This is a genomic window from Acinetobacter sp. WCHAc060042 (assembly GCF_003231195.1).
In the GTDB taxonomy this organism is placed as follows: domain Bacteria; phylum Pseudomonadota; class Gammaproteobacteria; order Pseudomonadales; family Moraxellaceae; genus Acinetobacter.
Genome location: NZ_QKVN01000002.1, coordinates 15410 through 32160, shown reverse-complemented (window position 1 = coordinate 32160; position 16751 = coordinate 15410). Strand labels below are relative to the sequence as shown.

16 protein-coding genes are annotated in these 16751 nt (G+C 40.8%); 2 read left to right on the top strand and 14 right to left on the bottom strand.

Annotated elements, in window-relative coordinates; genetic code table 11:
- Nucleotides 1-9 precede the first annotated feature (9 nt).
- The 10 genes from kdsB to DPG01_RS01095 form a co-directional block, all read right to left on the bottom strand.
- Complete coding sequence (gene kdsB / locus DPG01_RS01140) at nucleotides 10-771, bottom strand: 3-deoxy-manno-octulosonate cytidylyltransferase (protein ID WP_110973932.1); 762 nt, start codon at nucleotides 769-771, stop codon at nucleotides 10-12.
- Nucleotides 772-779: 8 nt separating this feature from the next.
- Nucleotides 780-1784 (bottom strand): tetraacyldisaccharide 4'-kinase, encoded by a 1005-nt coding sequence (lpxK, locus tag DPG01_RS01135; RefSeq protein ID WP_110973931.1) that lies wholly within the window; start codon nucleotides 1782-1784, stop codon nucleotides 780-782.
- 3 nt (nucleotides 1785-1787) lie between these two features.
- Nucleotides 1788-3515: a lipid A export permease/ATP-binding protein MsbA gene (gene msbA / locus DPG01_RS01130; RefSeq protein ID WP_110973930.1), complete on the bottom strand. Its 1728-nt coding sequence runs from the start codon at nucleotides 3513-3515 to the stop codon at nucleotides 1788-1790.
- Complete coding sequence (locus DPG01_RS01125; RefSeq protein WP_086210146.1) at nucleotides 3515-3937, bottom strand: ExbD/TolR family protein; 423 nt, start codon at nucleotides 3935-3937, stop codon at nucleotides 3515-3517. Before DPG01_RS01125 ends, msbA begins: the two co-directional genes overlap by 1 nt.
- Before the next feature lie 8 nt (nucleotides 3938-3945).
- Nucleotides 3946-4596, bottom strand: coding sequence for a MotA/TolQ/ExbB proton channel family protein (locus DPG01_RS01120; protein WP_110973929.1), 651 nt, complete (start codon nucleotides 4594-4596; stop codon nucleotides 3946-3948).
- A gap of 36 nt (nucleotides 4597-4632) precedes the next feature.
- Nucleotides 4633-5520 (bottom strand): ParB/RepB/Spo0J family partition protein, encoded by an 888-nt coding sequence (locus DPG01_RS01115; protein ID WP_086210148.1) that lies wholly within the window; start codon nucleotides 5518-5520, stop codon nucleotides 4633-4635.
- The gene (locus DPG01_RS01110; RefSeq protein WP_086210149.1) at nucleotides 5517-6299 is read right to left on the bottom strand and encodes a ParA family protein; all 783 of its coding nucleotides are present in this window, start codon (nucleotides 6297-6299) and stop codon (nucleotides 5517-5519) included. Before DPG01_RS01110 ends, DPG01_RS01115 begins: the two co-directional genes overlap by 4 nt.
- Before the next feature lie 24 nt (nucleotides 6300-6323).
- Nucleotides 6324-6956: a 16S rRNA (guanine(527)-N(7))-methyltransferase RsmG gene (gene rsmG / locus DPG01_RS01105; RefSeq protein WP_086210150.1), complete on the bottom strand. Its 633-nt coding sequence runs from the start codon at nucleotides 6954-6956 to the stop codon at nucleotides 6324-6326.
- Nucleotides 6957-7040: 84 nt separating this feature from the next.
- Nucleotides 7041-7730 carry an N-acetylmuramate alpha-1-phosphate uridylyltransferase MurU gene (gene murU / locus DPG01_RS01100; RefSeq protein ID WP_110973928.1) on the bottom strand — a complete coding sequence of 230 codons (690 nt, stop codon included), beginning with the start codon at nucleotides 7728-7730 and terminating at the stop codon, nucleotides 7041-7043.
- Nucleotides 7727-8740 carry an aminoglycoside phosphotransferase family protein gene (locus tag DPG01_RS01095; protein ID WP_110973927.1) on the bottom strand — a complete coding sequence of 338 codons (1014 nt, stop codon included), beginning with the start codon at nucleotides 8738-8740 and terminating at the stop codon, nucleotides 7727-7729. Before DPG01_RS01095 ends, murU begins: the two co-directional genes overlap by 4 nt.
- A 120-nt stretch (nucleotides 8741-8860) precedes the next feature.
- Here DPG01_RS01095 and DPG01_RS01090 point away from each other — a divergent pair, with 120 nt between their 5' ends.
- Together DPG01_RS01090 and DPG01_RS01085 are read left to right on the top strand one after the other, a co-directional pair.
- A complete protein-coding gene (locus tag DPG01_RS01090) occupies nucleotides 8861-11320 on the top strand; it encodes an LPS-assembly protein LptD (RefSeq protein WP_110973926.1) in 2460 nt (819 codons plus the stop codon).
- Nucleotides 11320-12624, top strand: a complete 1305-nt coding sequence (locus DPG01_RS01085; RefSeq protein ID WP_086210154.1) for a peptidylprolyl isomerase — start codon at nucleotides 11320-11322, stop codon at nucleotides 12622-12624. Before DPG01_RS01090 ends, DPG01_RS01085 begins: the two co-directional genes overlap by 1 nt.
- A gap of 106 nt (nucleotides 12625-12730) precedes the next feature.
- Here DPG01_RS01085 and hfq read toward each other — a convergent pair whose 3' ends face one another.
- From hfq to tsaE, 4 genes are all read right to left on the bottom strand, one after another.
- On the bottom strand, nucleotides 12731-13243 hold the full coding sequence (hfq, locus tag DPG01_RS01080; RefSeq protein ID WP_110973925.1) for an RNA chaperone Hfq: 513 nt from the start codon (nucleotides 13241-13243) through the stop codon (nucleotides 12731-12733).
- A gap of 93 nt (nucleotides 13244-13336) precedes the next feature.
- The gene (gene miaA, locus DPG01_RS01075) at nucleotides 13337-14281 is read right to left on the bottom strand and encodes a tRNA (adenosine(37)-N6)-dimethylallyltransferase MiaA (RefSeq protein WP_110973924.1); all 945 of its coding nucleotides are present in this window, start codon (nucleotides 14279-14281) and stop codon (nucleotides 13337-13339) included.
- Between the two features lie 6 nt (nucleotides 14282-14287).
- Nucleotides 14288-16228 carry a DNA mismatch repair endonuclease MutL gene (gene mutL / locus DPG01_RS01070; protein ID WP_110973923.1) on the bottom strand — a complete coding sequence of 647 codons (1941 nt, stop codon included), beginning with the start codon at nucleotides 16226-16228 and terminating at the stop codon, nucleotides 14288-14290.
- The gene (tsaE, locus tag DPG01_RS01065) at nucleotides 16221-16697 is read right to left on the bottom strand and encodes a tRNA (adenosine(37)-N6)-threonylcarbamoyltransferase complex ATPase subunit type 1 TsaE (RefSeq protein ID WP_110973922.1); all 477 of its coding nucleotides are present in this window, start codon (nucleotides 16695-16697) and stop codon (nucleotides 16221-16223) included. The genes mutL and tsaE overlap by 8 nt, the downstream gene beginning before the upstream one ends.
- Nucleotides 16698-16751 lie beyond the last annotated feature (54 nt).

The window sequence follows — 16751 nt, the reverse complement described above, 5'->3', positions numbered from 1 at the left end:
TAAGTCCAATTATGCAAAATGAGCCACATCCATGGCATTGAGTCGGTCTAAATCTTCCTGAGTATCGACACCCGGTGGTAGATTCGCTTCTGCAACATCTATCGCAATACGATGACCGTTTTCTAAAACACGTAGTTGCTCTAAGCTTTCAAGTTTTTCAAGTGACCCCATGTCCCATGTCACATACTCTTGAAGCAATTTCACACGATAAGCATACAGCCCCAAATGGCGATAGGCTTGATGATGTAAGCTTGGTTCTGCTTGTTTTGCTGCATCACGGTCATAAGGAATAGTGGCACGACTGAAATATAGTGCTTGCTTATATTTCGACATCACAACCTTAACAATACTGTCACGTTTAAACTCATCTAGATGCTGAATGGGCTCACACAAAGTCGACATTGAACAATCAACCTGAGTCTCTAAAAGCTGTGCAACTTGCTTAACTAAACTTGCAGGCAATAGCGGTTCATCACCTTGAACATTCACAATGATATCTTCGCTGGCCCAGCCCTTAATTTTTGCCACTTCACTTAGGCGGTCTGTACCAGATGGATGATCTGTCGAAGTTAACACCACATCCACCCCTTCAGCTTTACAGAGATCATAAATTCGCTGATCATCTGTTGCGACGCACAAATCATCAAAACCCTCTACCTTTTTAGCCTGATCAACCACTCGTAAAATCATTTCGCGACCATGAATTTTAAGCAAAGGTTTACCAGACAAACGTGTGCTCGCAAAGCGCGCAGGGATAACAATGTGTTTCATAAAAAACCTTAAGAAATTTTAATACCAACAGAGGCAAGTTGTTGATGCAAAGTGTCATAACATGCGGCTGACAAAACAGCATCGACAGGAACAACCCAAATATCACGAGAATAACTTGGGTTTTGTTTCAACAAAGCTAAAATTTTAACGGCATCTTTTTCAGTAGTAATGATCGGATTGGCATCATCAAAGACTAAATCTTCTAATTCATATTCATGATGATCAGCAAATTCATGACACTGGAACTGCTGCACGCCCATCCCTTCTAAAGTGCGATAAAAGCGCTGAGGAAATCCAATCCCCACCACAGCATAAAAGTCATCTTGCCGATTAAATACTTTGGCTTCAGTGCTGTTCAACAAATAAGGCTCTGCGACCTCTAAATGCATATGCATCCTATATGTAGGATGATCGGCATGCTCAATTACTGTTCCTTCATTGAGCCTTGACTTTGGTTCACGCAAATAACCTTCAGGCAATAATTTCGCATTGCCTAAACCACGATTATTATCCAACACAATCCATTCAATTTGACGGTTCAATGCCCAGTGTTGCAGACCATCATCACTAATAATTAGATCAATAGGAGAATGCGATAACAGGAGCTCTATGCTTTCTTGTCGGTTTGGTCCCACAGCCATAGGTACATCTGTTGACTGCACAATCAAAGTAGGCTCATCACCGACATATTCGGGCACCGAGTTTAAGTCTACTAGTGCTGGAAAAGGCCCTTTTGCACCATAACCACGACTAATGACTCCGACTCGAATGTTTTTACTTTGCAAATAACTGACGAGATGAATCAACAGCGGTGTTTTACCACTCCCGCCTACGGTGATATTGCCAATCACCATCACAGGAACAGGAGCGGTATAGGCTTTTTTAATATTACACCGATACAGTTTTCGGTTCAGAAGAAAACCACCTCGATATAACCAAGACAGGGGTCGAAGCACAATTAACCACTTTGCCTGTGAGTTCCAAGCATCCTGAATAAACTGCGCACCTGACATGGCTTAGTTTTCCTCAAAATTACGCTGATGGAGCTGATAGTAGGCACCTTGTTTTGCAATAAGCTCGGCATGGCTACCTTGCTCTACTATACGCCCTTTATCCATCACCACAATACGGTCTGCATTTTCAATCGTCGATAAACGATGGGCTATCACAATCGTTGTACGGTCACGCATAGCTGCATCAAAAGCACGCTGAATAAAATACTCAGACTCATTATCAAGTGCACTGGTTGCCTCATCTAGAATTAATACAGGGGCGTTTTTCAAAATTGCACGAGCAATCGCAATACGTTGACGTTGCCCACCTGATAGATTAAGACCTTGTGCACCCAACTTGGTGTTATAACCTTGCGGTAATGCCATAATAAAATCATGAGCATACGCAGCTTTTGCTGCCGCAACAACCTCTTCATCAGAGGCATTTTCAAGCTGACCATAGGCAATGTTGTCACGCACAGTACGGTTAAATAAAACCACTTGTTGATTAACCATTGCAACTTGATTACGCAGACTATTGATTTCAATGTCGTATATATCTATACCATCAAATAAAATCTGGCCTGATGTCGTGTCTTGGAAGCGAACTAACAAATTTACCAAAGACGTTTTACCAGCACCTGAGCGCCCCACCAGCGCAACAGTTTCACCCTCTTTTACACTAAGGTTAAAGTCATGTAGAGCATGATGACCATCGGTATACACCAGATTCACATCTTTAAAGTCAATATTACCTCTTAGCGCAGGCGTTAAAGTGCCCGTATTTCTCTCTTCTGGTAAGTCTAAAATTTCAAAAACAGAATGTGCCGCAGCCATACCACGCTGAATCTTCTCATTCACATCTGTCAGTGCTTTAATCGGTTTGCTCAACATACCTGCTGCAGTAATGTAAGCCACAAATTGGCCCGCACTGGTGTCTTGCATGATTTCTGGACGCAACGCAATCCACATCACTACACTTAGCGAAATGGACATAATAAGCTGTACAATCGGACTATTTAATTGTTGTACAACCACCATTTTTAAGCCACGTCGCAAATTTTCCATAGACGTATCTTTAAAACGCTGTTGCTCATAAGTCTGACCACCAAAACCTTTGACCACCAAGTGACCATTGACTGTTTCTTGTACAACATGGTTCACATCACCCATGGTATTTTGTACTTGAATAGATAACTTACGCATACGCTTCGCAGCTTTACGAATAAGCAGACCTATCAACGGGGCAAAAATCAAAATACATAAAGTCAAACGCCAATTGCTATAAATGAGATAGCCAAGTAAAGCAATGGTAATCAAGCCTTGTTGAACAATGGTTTTTAAGGACTCTGAAGATGCAGCCGTTAACTGCTCAACATTAAACATGATTTTTGCAGTGATATGACCACTGTTATTATCGAGATAATACTGTGAGGGCAAGCGTAATAATTTAGCAAAGACGACTTGGCGAATGTTAAAAACCAAGTTTCTTGAGATCACTGCTGTAAAATAGCCACCCATAAACAAACCTAGCCCACGAAAAAACATCACCAGTACAACCAATAATGGAAATAGCGAAGTGAAACTTTGATCACGATGCTGAATTGCCTCAATAATTTTTTCAAGCAATTTAGCGACAGAAACTTCTGTCGCTGCATTTATAGCAAAACCAATAAATACAAGAATCGCTACGCCCCAATACGGTTTTAAATAGCTCAGTAGACGTAGATAAACTTTAAAATCGTGTTTCACTAATAACCTCGGGAAGGCACTTTCGTACTAATATTGACATTTACAAATCCAAGCTGACCAGCCACATCCATTACACGAATAACATCTTGATGAGTTGCTTTAGCATCAGCAGCAATCACAAACATTAGATCACGACGGTCATTAGAAATCTGTTTAATTGCGGTATTTAATTCTGATGTATCTTTCGATGCAATCGACTGACCATTGATTGAATAGTGTCCTGTGGAATCAACAACAACTTCAATTTTATGATCAAATGTCTTGGGCGGAACTCCCTGCGCATCGGGCAAGGTTAAATTCATACGGCTAAATTGATTAAATGTTGTGGTCAGCAATAAAAACACCAAAATAAACAATAAGCAATCAATCATTGGTGTGAGGTTGATATGAATATCTTCAACTTGTGTGCGCTTGAATTTCATCGTTCACCTTAGCTCGCTTGTTTAACCACAACATCATCATGATTTTCAAGCAACGTTTCAGATTGCTTATAAAATAAAGCAGCATGAAACAAGGTCGATTGCTGTTCCAGTTCAGCAATATATTCTTGTACTAAACGCTGAAAATAGCGGTAAGCAAACAGTGCTGGAATCGCAATGAACATCCCTGCCGCTGTCGTAATCAAAGCTTTTGAAATCCCTGGAATCATCAAAGTTGGATTACTGCTGTTACCAATATCAATCATTAAGAACGACTCGATAATACCAAGTACTGTTCCTAATAAGCCTAACAACGGAGCAACAGCACTGAGTGTACCTAGAAAATTAATATTTTTTTCAAGATAGCCAATTTCCTGAGACGCTGTTGCTTCCATCTGTGCACGTGCAAACTGTTCACCTTGAGTTTTACTTTGGTAACCCACTTCCAAAATTCGCCCTAATGTTGTCGTCTGTAAACCAGACTGTTTAAGTTTAGGCAAAATGCTTTGTATGCTTTGTGTTGGAGTCAAAAGTAAATCTTTAGGTAGAACCGTCGATTTTTTCAGGCGAATAAAACGCTCCAAGCTAATCGCAACAGTAAAGATTGAACAGAGTACAAGGGGGAGCATGAGCCACCCCCCTGCTTTTACCAATTCCCACATAACACTTCCCCAAGTATTTATAAATTGAAAATAAAATTATTCAGCCAAACAAATATTCAGAATACCATCCAACTCATCGAGTGAATGATAATGAATCGTGAGCTTACCTTTGCCTTGTTTATTATGATCAATTTTGACATTTGCGCTAAAACGATCCGTCAAACGTTGCGTCAACTGCTGAATATCAGGCGCAATTTCCGTTTTTTCTTTTTCTTGCTTAGGTGCATTAAAATCACGAACATATTGTTCAGTCTGACGTACAGACAAACTCTTCTCAATTACTAACTCTGCAACTTTGAGCTGATCTTTTGCCTTCAATGTTAAAATGGCACGCGCATGCCCCATATCGAGTAAGCCCTGTTGCATAAAATCTTTCACAGGTTCAGCAAGACTCAATAAACGAAGTAAATTACTTACTGTGGTACGCGCCTTACCCACCGTGTCAGCGATTTCCTGATGACTCAAGCCAAATTCATCATGAAAACGTTGTAATGCCATCGCCTGATCGACAGGGTTTAAATCTTGGCGCTGAATGTTTTCGATTAAAGCCAGTGCAATGGCAACTTGATCGCTCAAGTCCCTCACAATAGCAGGAACTTCTGTTAAGCCTGCAAGTTGCGCCGCACGCCAACGACGTTCACCCGCAATAATTTCATAAGGATGTTGTTCATTGTCAATTGGACGAATCACAATCGGCTGCATCACCCCATGTTTTTCAATAGATGCAGCTAGCTCTTGTAAGTCTTGCTCATTGATAAAACGACGTGGTTGATATGCACCGCGTTGTAATAAATGAACATCAATCTGCTTGAGTTGACCATGATCAAGCGCTTGTGCTTCAAGTTGTAATTTCTCTTTTTGGATTGAGCCAAGTAAGGCATCTAAACCACGACCTTTTGCTAGTCCACGTTTCTTAACGGTCATGCGTTACTTCCTTTTTTCACTTTGCTTTTCTTAATCATTTCAGCAGCCAAATGTAAATAAGCCACTGCGCCCTTTGAGCTTTTTTCAAAATAAATCACAGGTAAACCATGTGCTGGCGCCTCAGCCAATCGCACATTACGCGGAATGACCGTGTCATAGAGTTTCTTACCGAAGTATTGTTCTAATTCTTCAGATACATCCCGTGTCAGAGCATTACGTGCATCATACATAGTACGTAATACACCAATAATTTTTAACTCTGGGTTCAATGCTTGTTGAATACGATCAATCGTTTGTGTTAAATCAGCCAAACCTTCTAAAGCGTAGTATTCACATTGCATTGGAATCATCACACCATCCACTGCGGCCAAAGCATTCACCGTAATCAGACTTAAACTTGGTGCACAGTCTACAATGATGTAGTCAAATGCTTGTTCGACCTCTTTCAGTGCTTCGCGAAGGATAAACTCGCGACCTTCTTGCTCAGCAATCGCCAACTCTACGCCAGCCAAATCACGGTTTGCACCCAAAACTTTATAGCCAACCTCAGCTTTGGTAATTGCAGTTTCAATCGGCACTTCGCCCAGCAACACATCGGTCACTGAATATAGTAAGTCATTTTTTTGAATGCCTGAACCCATGGTCGCATTACCTTGCGAGTCCATATCAACCAATAACACCCGCTTTTTCAGTACTGCTAAAGATGCAGCCAAATTTACTGCGGTTGTGGTTTTACCAACACCACCTTTTTGGTTCGCAATCGCAATAATTTGTGCCATGACCCGCCCAATCCTTTGAATTTTTTAGATACGTTTTAATAAAAGTAAGTGGCGTTGTTCGTCCAAACGTGGAACCTTTAACGCAATAATTTCACAGCTAAATTCATCTTTAAATGCTTCGACTTCATCCTGTGGGATCAAACCTTTCATCGACGCGATAATGCTGTCTTGATGCATATATGGTTTAGATGCACTGATGAAATCCGTTAAAGATGCAAATGCGCGACTGGTAATAACATCAAACTGCCCAAGCTCGTTAATGCTCTCTTCATTCTCAACACGCGTTTGAACTGCAATTACATTGGTCAATTTTAAGTCTGCAATAAACTGCTTTAAAAAACGAATTTTTTTACCATTTGAATCAAGCAGAACGCATTGACGCTCAGGTTGGCAAAGAGCAATAATCATGCCTGGCATGCCACCACCCGTCCCAATATCCAGTAAACGGCCCTGCGGTAAATCTCTTAAAATACTTAAACTATCTAATAAATGCTTTACCAGCATTTCTTTAGGATCACGAATCGCTGTTAAATTGTAAGCTTTGTTCCACAGCACAAGGGCATCTTGATACTTCAGCAATAGATTTAATGCTTCTTCACTCAAATCTAAGCCAAGCTTTTGACTACCTTGCTTTAAGTCTTGAAAAAATGGATGCATAAAGAAGACATCTCAATAAAATTAAACTGAAGTATACCGATTTCTAAGCCGTGGAACAGTAGTTAACGCTTAGTGATTATGCACTTAAACGTACTTACCTCGACGAATCTGTAGATCTAGATCACTTAATCGCTCAGGTGTGCCAACATCTACCCATGTTGCCTGCATTTTTTCAGCAGAAATTTTACCGGCCGACATCGCTTCTTTTAACAAAGGTGCCAATGGTCTCTTACCTGCGTCTAGTCCATCAAACATACGTGGATGAAGCACAGCAACACCACTATAAGTTAGCGCCTCACCCGACTGCTCTTGTTCAAAGGTATAAGCCCGTCCTTGATTTAAAATAAAATCCCCTTTGGGATGCTGCACTGGATTGGCAACAAAAACCAAATGGGCTAAATCCTCTCCCAAATCAACATTGAGTAATGATGCAAAGTCAAAAGTCGTCCAGACATCACCATTGATTAAGATAAAAGGTTGTGTACCCAAAAGTGGCAAAGCATTAATGATGCCACCTGCCGTTTCTAACCCTTCTTCCTCACGAGTCCAGCGAATATCGACCCCAAACTGTGAACCATCACCCAAAGCACCAATCAATATATTCGCCAGCCAAGCTGAATTAATCACAATTTCTGTGACCCCAATTTGTTTGAGCTTCTCAATATGCCAAACAATTAAGGGCTTGCCACCGACTTCGAGCAAGGGTTTAGGTTTATACAGTGTGAGGGGGCGCATACGGTTGCCTAGCCCTGCTGCCAAAATCATCGCCTTCATGCAACAACCTCATATTTGCCATATTTTGCTTCAAACTTCGGCATCACTTTATCGCACATAAACTGCATAAAAGGTTGTAGTTCTGCATAAGGTTTACTTTCTTCAAGTAAATACCACATCACCCGTGGTAAATCTTTGAGATAACCTGATTTGCTATCACGCTCAAATAAACGTACAAAAATGCCCAAAATTTTAATATGTCTTTGAATCGCCATTAAATCAGCATCTTGCTTAAACTGCTCAAAGTCACGCCCTTCTTTTGCTGTAGCAGGCAACAAGCCATAAAACACTTTAAACCACTGATAAACCCGCTCAGGATTCCACTGTACATATGCATCGCGTGTAATTGAAATCAGATCGTAAGTATCCGCACCAATCACCGCATCCTGAAAGTCAATCACACCTTGCTCTTGCTCATCGGCCAAAAGCATCAAATTTCGACTGTGGAAATCACGGTGCACAATCACTTGTGGCTGTGCTAAAGCAGCATTGGCTAAAATCGCAAAGGTACGTTTAATCAACGCAGATTCAGCATCGGAGGGTTTAATCTGTAAACTAGGCAGTAACCAGTCAGTCAACAGACTCATTTCCGTCATTAATTTTTCATAAGAATATGCAGGAAAATGCCCTTTACCATCAATGGATTGCAATTGAATCAACTGCTTAAAGCTCTGCTCATAATGAGCATCGACCGTATTATCATCCAACTGTGTGGACAGCAAAACATCACCAAAATCTTCAAGCAACAAGAAGCCTTGATTTAAATCTTTCGCAACAATATGCGGTACCCGAACACCATTAGCATCGAAAAATTCATCAATCGTCACAAAAGGCACACAATCTTCTTTTTCTGGTGGTGCATCCATGAGCATAAATGTTTTATTATTCAATTTGATTCTTGCATAACGACGGAAGCTTGCATCGCCTGCTAAAAAGTTAATTTCAAATTGATCTGAACCAAGTACAGATGAAATCCAAGTTTGTATCAATTGTTCACGTTGTGTATTCATTTGCGATAAATTCTAATACAGGCTGAGTTTTTAAAGTGCTAAGTGTAGCCACTTATCAACTTTTTCTCTATGATGCGACAATAATTAATTGCGATTAAGCATACTTGGTAAATGAGACACATGAAGCATCAGTTTAAATTTAATCCTTTAGCGACTGCGATATTTACCCTTCTTTGTGGTAGCTCAATCACAAGCTATGCTGCAACATCGTCTACTTCTATTTCAGACGAACAACAATCACTGAAACAAGCTTTACAAGAAAGCTATCCAGGGCAAAAGTTCTACGAGCAATACTATGTTGATAAATCGTCTCCTGAAGCTCAGCAGCGACAAGGCAAGTATTTAAGCTCAGCCTATTGTCAAGGAACATGGTTGACGCCTGTAAGCCCTGAAACCAAAGCTGTTGATGCTGCCAATGCAACCTCTACAATCACTGCGGATTATGGTCATTACAATCCACAAGGCGACTCTGTTCTTGAAGGCAATGTGCTTATTGACCAAGAAGGGCGTCAAATTCGTGCCGATAAAATCACCATTGATCAGACACAGACTTTTGCCAATGCAGAAGGTCGTGTGCAAATGGCACAAAGTGGATTATTGGCTCAAAGTGATCAAATCAATTACAACCTCAAAACCCAGCAAGGTGACTTAAAAAATAGTTTTTATATTGCTGAAGAACAACATGCGCATGGACGTGCAGAACAAATTTTACGTCAGTCGCAAACGACCACTACCTTAAAAAATGCAACTTATAGTACATGTCCGCCAGAAAAGGCACCGACTTGGAAAATTCAAGCAGATGAAATAAAACTCAATCAAGAAACAGGCCGTGGTGAAACGCGTGGTACCAAACTTTATATTAAAGATGTGCCTGTACTTGCAGTTCCTTATTTCAACTTCCCTATTGATGACCGACGCACTACAGGTATCTTGACACCAAGTTTCGGCTTCACCAATGATGGAGGCATCGAACTTGCAGTCCCTGTTTATTTAAATTTAGCACCAAACTACGATGCAACCATTACGCCTCGTTACATCAGTGACCGCGGACCTATGATTGAAGGTGAGTTTAGATATCTCACTGAAAATTTCGGTTCTGGCCAAATTTGGGGTGGTTTCCTTTCATCTGATCGCAAGTATGATGATCAAGACCGTAAAGACTTACACTTTTTACATAACTGGCAAATTAACGAACAATTTTCGACAAACCTCGAATATAACTACGCATCAGATAAAGACTATTTTACGGACTTAAGTAATAATCCAAATACAAAAACAGATCTAAATCTTCGTCGTGCATGGGAACTCAACTATAAAAATGGGATCCCAGGCTTAAAAGCTCAGCTTAAAATTGAAGACTTCCAAACACTGGATGAAACAACACCCTACGTTGACCGTCCTTATGCCCGCTTACCTCAGTTTTTACTCAACTATAAAACTGGTAATGCTTTAGGCTTAGAATACGAATTTAATAATGATACAGCCTACTTTAAAAAGGATTTTGGTACGATTGATGGCGATACCAACGACAGTTTCGAACCAAGTGGTACACGTGTCTACAATGACTTTTCTGTACGTTACAACTATCGTACACCTTGGGCATTTGCGATCCCACAGATCTCTATTCGTAATGTAAATACATTCTATGACCAAGACACGATAAATGAATTTGATAGCACGAATCGTTCATCAAAAGACAAATCATATACTGTTCCACAAATTACCTTTGATGCTGGCTTAACCTTTGAAAAAGAAGGCACATTCTTACAAACCCTCAGTCCGCGCATGTTCTATGCGTATGCTCCATATAAAAATCAAGATGGTGCACCAAACTTTGACTCTGTAGCCGCATCCATTAACTATGATCAACTATTTAGCCCTAATCGTTTCTACGGTCATGACCGCTTAGAAGACAATAACTTCTTGTCGTTAGGGCTCAGTTATAGCTTATTTGATACTGTCGGTCTGGAACGCTTAAAAGCAAGTGTTGGTCAAAGCTATTATTTTGAAGACCGTCGTGTGACTCTTGATCAAACCACAGATTTGTTTGATAACGAAAAACATACTGGTCCAATTGTTAGCGTATCAAGCCAACTCTCACAAAACTTTACCCTTGGTGCTAATTCGGCTTGGATGTCAAATGGCGACAATGCTCAACGAGATTTACAGTTGTATTACACAGGGGATAAAGGCAATTTATACAATGTGGGCTATTACTACCGCAAAGAAATCGCGAACCGCCAAGAGCACTACGATCAAGTGGTTGCATCTTTTGTACAACCTGTACATAACAACTGGCGTATTATGGGCCATGCTCAGTATGACCTTGACAATAATGTCGCGCGCGAATACTTACTAGGTGTCAATTATGAAGCATGTTGCTGGGGTATCTCGGTGTATGGGCGCGAGTATTACAACGACTTAGATGACGTTAGCGATTCAAGTGTAAAACCAAACCGTGCAATTATGGCTGAAGTCACCCTAAAAGGCTTAGGAGGACTAAACAGCAAACTTTCATCATTACTAGAAAATCGTATTCTAGGCTTTAACAATATTAATCAGACTTGGACAGACCGTTAATGAAGACAAAACAGTTCAAACAATTTTTTAAAGCGAGTGCTTTAGCTTTAGCTCTCGCAACCGCTATTCCAACTTTTGTACACGCGTCGGATGAAGTTGTTGCTGTTGTCGATAACAGTGTTATTTTAAAAAGTGACTTAGAAGCAAGCATGGCTGAAGTTAAGCACCAACTTGAAAGTCAGAAAAAACAAGTTCCACCTGAGCAGTATTTAGCACAGCAAGCTTTAGAACAACTGATTATTCGTCAAACCCAGCTTGAACAGGTTAAACGCTACAACATTCAACCTGATGAGAAAAGCTTGAATGATGCTGTTTTAAATGTCGCAAAACAATCTGGAACAACAAGCCTAGAAGCATTTCAACAAAAGTTGGACAAAATGGCACCAGGAACCTATGCCTCTTTGCGTAGTCGTATTGCTGAAGATTTAGCGATTAGCCGTTTACGCCAACAAATCGTCACCTCTCGTATTCAAATCTCAGATCAAGACGTTAAGAACTTCTTAAATACCCCACAAGGTCAAGCTGCATTAGGCAATCAAGTACATGTCTTACATGTGCGTGTTTCTGGTGACAATGCTGACGCTGTGGCGAAACAAGTCAAAAACGTTCTCGCAAGCGACAATGATGTTGCTGCAATTTCTAAAAAATTCAGCACAGCCAACACCAAAGTTGAAGGTGCAGATATGGGCTTTAGAGCACTTTCTGATATTCCAAGTGAACTTGCTGCACGTGTGAGTCCACTCCAAGTTGGACAAACCACTGACCTTATTACAGTCCGTGATGGCGTACATATTTTAAAGTTAGTTGAACGTAAAGGTGCAGAGCAAAAAGCCATTGTACCCCAATATAAAGTACGTCACATTCTTATTCAGCCATCAGAAGTAGTTAGCCCTGAAAACGCAAAACAAATGATCGACAACTTGTATAATCGTGTAGAAAAGGGGGAAGATTTTGCAATTTTAGCTTCGACCTATTCAAACGATACAGGTTCAGCACGTGATGGTGGTAGTCTTGGTTGGGTTAGCCCTGGCGTCATGGTGCCTCAGTTTGAAGAAACCATGAAGAATACCCCTGTTGGACAAATTAGCAAACCATTCCAGACTCAGTTTGGTTGGCATATCCTACAAGTGACAGAAACACGTCAGCAAGATATGACGACTGAATACCAAGAGCGCATGGCACGCCAAGTTTTAGGTGAACGTCAATTTGATGCTGAACTAGATAGTTGGTTACGTGAAATTCGAAACAAAGCTTATGTTGAGATCAAAGATCCAAATTTAGACCGTAAAAATAACAAGTCTTAAAATGTGGCACAAAAAAACCAGCATTCATGCTGGTTTTTTATGACAAAGTCATTTAAAAAATTTTAAATAAAAAAAAGCCTCTCAGCAGAGAGGCTTTTTTTATCAATTAACGATTGTTTTCGTCGTCTTGAGAGTCTTCAAATTTTGATTCGCCATCAAAACCTGCAGATTGACCACCGAAGCCACCTTGACCACCAAAGCCGCCTTGACCACCGAAGCCACCTTGTTGACCGCCGAAGCCGCCTTGACCGCCGAAGCCACCTTGACCGCCGAAGCCACCTTGACCACCGAAGCCACTTTGACCACCAAAGCCACCTTGTTGACCACCAAAGCCACCTTGTTGACCACCAAAGCCACCTTGTTGACCACCAAAGCCGCCTTGTTGACCAGCACCAGCAGGCGCACCAGCAGGACGTGGATTACGTGCAGGAACAACAGTAGAAATTGCATGTTTGTAAACCATTTGGCTTACCGTATTTTTTAATAAAACAACATATTGGTCGAAAGATTCAATATGACCTTGTAATTTAATACCATTTACAAGGAAGATAGATACAGGAATACGTTCTTTACGGAGAGAATTTAAGAACGGATCTTGCAAAGTTTGACCTTTAGACATGTTATAACTCCAAAAAAAATTAAAAATCAGCGCAAAAAACTATCTTTATTTTTCAATTAAAAATTATAAAAAAGACAGTAGCTAAATTTTGCTTTATCCGTAGCAGTTTCGCAAGTCTTCTTGTGCCTGCGTGATCGTTGAATAGGTTGTAAATTTATGTACTTCTTGCAAAGATCTTAACCAAGTGTATTGACGTTTGGCAAGTTGTCGTGTCGCAAAAAGTGCTTTATCCTCCATTTCTTGTTGTTTTTCGACAGTTTTATCTCCTTTTTGTAAAAATTCGAGTGCTTGTCGATACCCAACTGAGCGCATAGAAGGTAAATTTTCCTTTAAATCGTATTTTTTCATAAGAGCTTCCACTTCATTCAAAAATCCGATATCCCACATAATTTTCAAGCGCTGTGCAATTCTTTGGTGCAATTCAGCTCGATCTGGCACTAAGGCATAATTATGAAAACTATAACGATAAGGTACATTTTTAGGCTGTTCTGCCTGAAGCTTAGTAATGGGCTGCCCAGTCAACTTATAAACTTCTAAAGCACGAATAATCCGTTGTTTATCACTCACTTTAAATTTATCGCACGCCAAAGGGTCCACACTACATAATTCTGCATAAACTGCGTTCCAGCCCTCACTTTCAGCTTTAGACTCAATCTCAGCACGAACAGCATAATCAGCACTAGGTAAATTACTCGAAAGCCCCTCTAATAGTGCTTTAAAATAGAGCATGGTTCCACCGACTAAAATCGGAGTTTTGCCACGTAAATGCATATCGTCAATCAAGCGACATGCATCTTCAACAAAATTTGCAGCGGAATACACTTCTAAAGGTGTAATAATATCAATCAAATGATGTGGATATTGCAGCAACTCCTCTTTGGTCGGCTTAGCTGTACCAATATCCATATCCTTAAAGACCAGTGCTGAGTCTACAGAAATGAGTTCAAAATTCCCTTGCTCATAGAGCTGACATGCCAAAGCAGTTTTACCACTTGCAGTTGGCCCCATTAAATTGATGACCGGCAATTGAGTTGACATGTACAACTACTCTCCTCGAGCAAAAAGCTTATCTAGTTGAGCCAATGGAAACGCACGCCAAGTTGGGCGACCATGGTTACATTGGCTGGCAAATTCAGTTTGTTCCATTTGACGAAGCAAAGCATTCATTTCAGCAAGACCTAAAATGCGATGCGCGCGGACAGCACCATGACAGGCCATACCCGCTAAAATTTGATCACGCTTTTGCAGTAAGCCGTGCACTTCATCATTTGGATCCAAATCATTAAGTAATTCAGGCACCAGTGCTTCAAAATTGGCTTTATGTAAAATCGCAGGTACACCACGAACAATCACCTGCTCATCACCATATTGATCAATTTCAAGACCTAAACGCGCCAATTGATCTTTGAGCTCTTCCACTCGTGTCGCTTGCATCCGTGTAATATTAATCACTTTGGGAATGAGTAACTGCTGAGAAGTCCAAAACTCTGGTTTATCCCATGCGGACTTCATTTGCTGTAGCAGAATACGTTCATGGGCTGCATGCATATCAACAATAATCAGTCCTTCTGTATTTTGAGCCAACACATAAATACCGTGTAATTGTGCAATGGCTATTCCCAACGGATGTTCATCGACTTTAGGGCTTTGCACTGTAAAATCAGCCAAAGGCTGAGCTTGATCAACACTAGATGACGTATCACGCAAAGGCGCTAAATAGCTTTGCAAGGCATTATTGAGCTGTTGTGAACCCTGATAACGCGAAGTTTGCGTAGAATAATGAACACCTTGCGGTTGATTTGAACTAAAGTCAGTGAGCACATCCGATGGGGCTTGCTCACTATTTTGTTCAGACTCAACATGACGATGCAACTGCAAAGGCTCTTGATAGCGAGGCTGCACAGACATCAAAGCTTGATCCTCTGCAATCTTCATTGCATCAGATAAATCTGCGGTTGCCGTTTGAAACTGCGATAAAGTCTCTTTGGCATAGTGCCGGACAAACTCATGCACTTCACGCTGATTTAAAAAGCGAATTTCATGTTTAGTCGGATGTACATTGACATCAATATTTTCAGGATCGACTTCCAGAAAAAGTAAATAACCCGCATGCTGATGACCATGTAAAATACCGTCATAAGCCATACGTAGCGCATGAGAGATGGTTTTATCTTTAACAATTCGACCATTCACATAAACATACTGCAAGTCTGCTTGCGCACGAGCATCGGAGGGATGTCCCAACCAACCTGTTAAACGCATGTTGATACTATCCGCATCCATCCAATACGCATTTTCAGTAAATGCACGACCGAGTAACTGTTGTACGCGCTGAAAACGTAGTTCACCACTATCGGCAATCGGTAAGTTCAACTTGATGTTTTGATTATGTTCAAGCACAAAACGAATATCGAAATGAGTCAATGCTAAACGTCGAACGATTTCTTCAATATGACCAAACTCTGTGCCAGGTTTTTTGAGAAATTTGCGACGTGCAGGCACATTAAAAAATAAATCTTGTACCCGAATATGTGTACCTTTCGGCGCAGCTACAGCCTGAATCTCTTGATGGTCAAACGCAGTTCCATTAACTTCGACTTGATAGCCAATCCCATCATCCGCTTGACTACTGGTCAAGGTTAAACGCGAAACCGCTGCAATAGACGCCAAAGCCTCTCCACGAAAACCCAAGCTGACAATTGCATGTAAATCTTCTACAGTTTGGATTTTACTGGTTGCATGGCGCATCACAGCCAAAGGGAGATCTTCAGCGTGAATCCCTCGACCATTGTCCATGATTTCAATTAAAGTACTGCCGCCTTGCTCTACCCGAATAATCAACTCTGTCGCACCTGCATCAATTGAGTTTTCGAGTAACTCTTTGACCACAGACGCAGGGCGTTCAATGACTTCACCTGCTGCAATTTGGTTGGCTAAAGCAGGATTTAGAGTATGAATACGACGTATCTTTAAATCATCACGCATTGTTTAATTGGCTCTCTAAAGCTTGTAATAATGCTACTGACTGAAAACTCAATGTGGCATGTCGTGTCAGCTCATCTTCAGATTTTTGAATATCAATAATTAAGTCCGCCGCAGGGATTTCATCACCCCCTTTAGATGGCCATTCAAATAAAAACAGTGCATTGGGTGTTTCTAAATAGTCACGAATGCCCATTAACTCCAACTCATACGGATCGTTTAAACGATACAAGTCAAAATGGAAAATATCATGCCCTTGCACTTGGTAAGGTTCAACCAAGGTATAGGTTGGACTTTTCACTGAACCTTGATGCCCTAAATGCAGTAAATAATGACGTGTTAAGGTGGTTTTTCCTGCCCCCAAATCGCCAATCAAATACACCACACCCGTCGTAAAATGCTGTGCCAAAATTTTCGCTAAATTTTGGGTATCTTGTTCATTATTGAGTGTTAAGTTGAATGAATACTGCATAATACTCACGACAAGTGGCAAAAGAGCAATTATGATAGCACCGCACTCATAAAA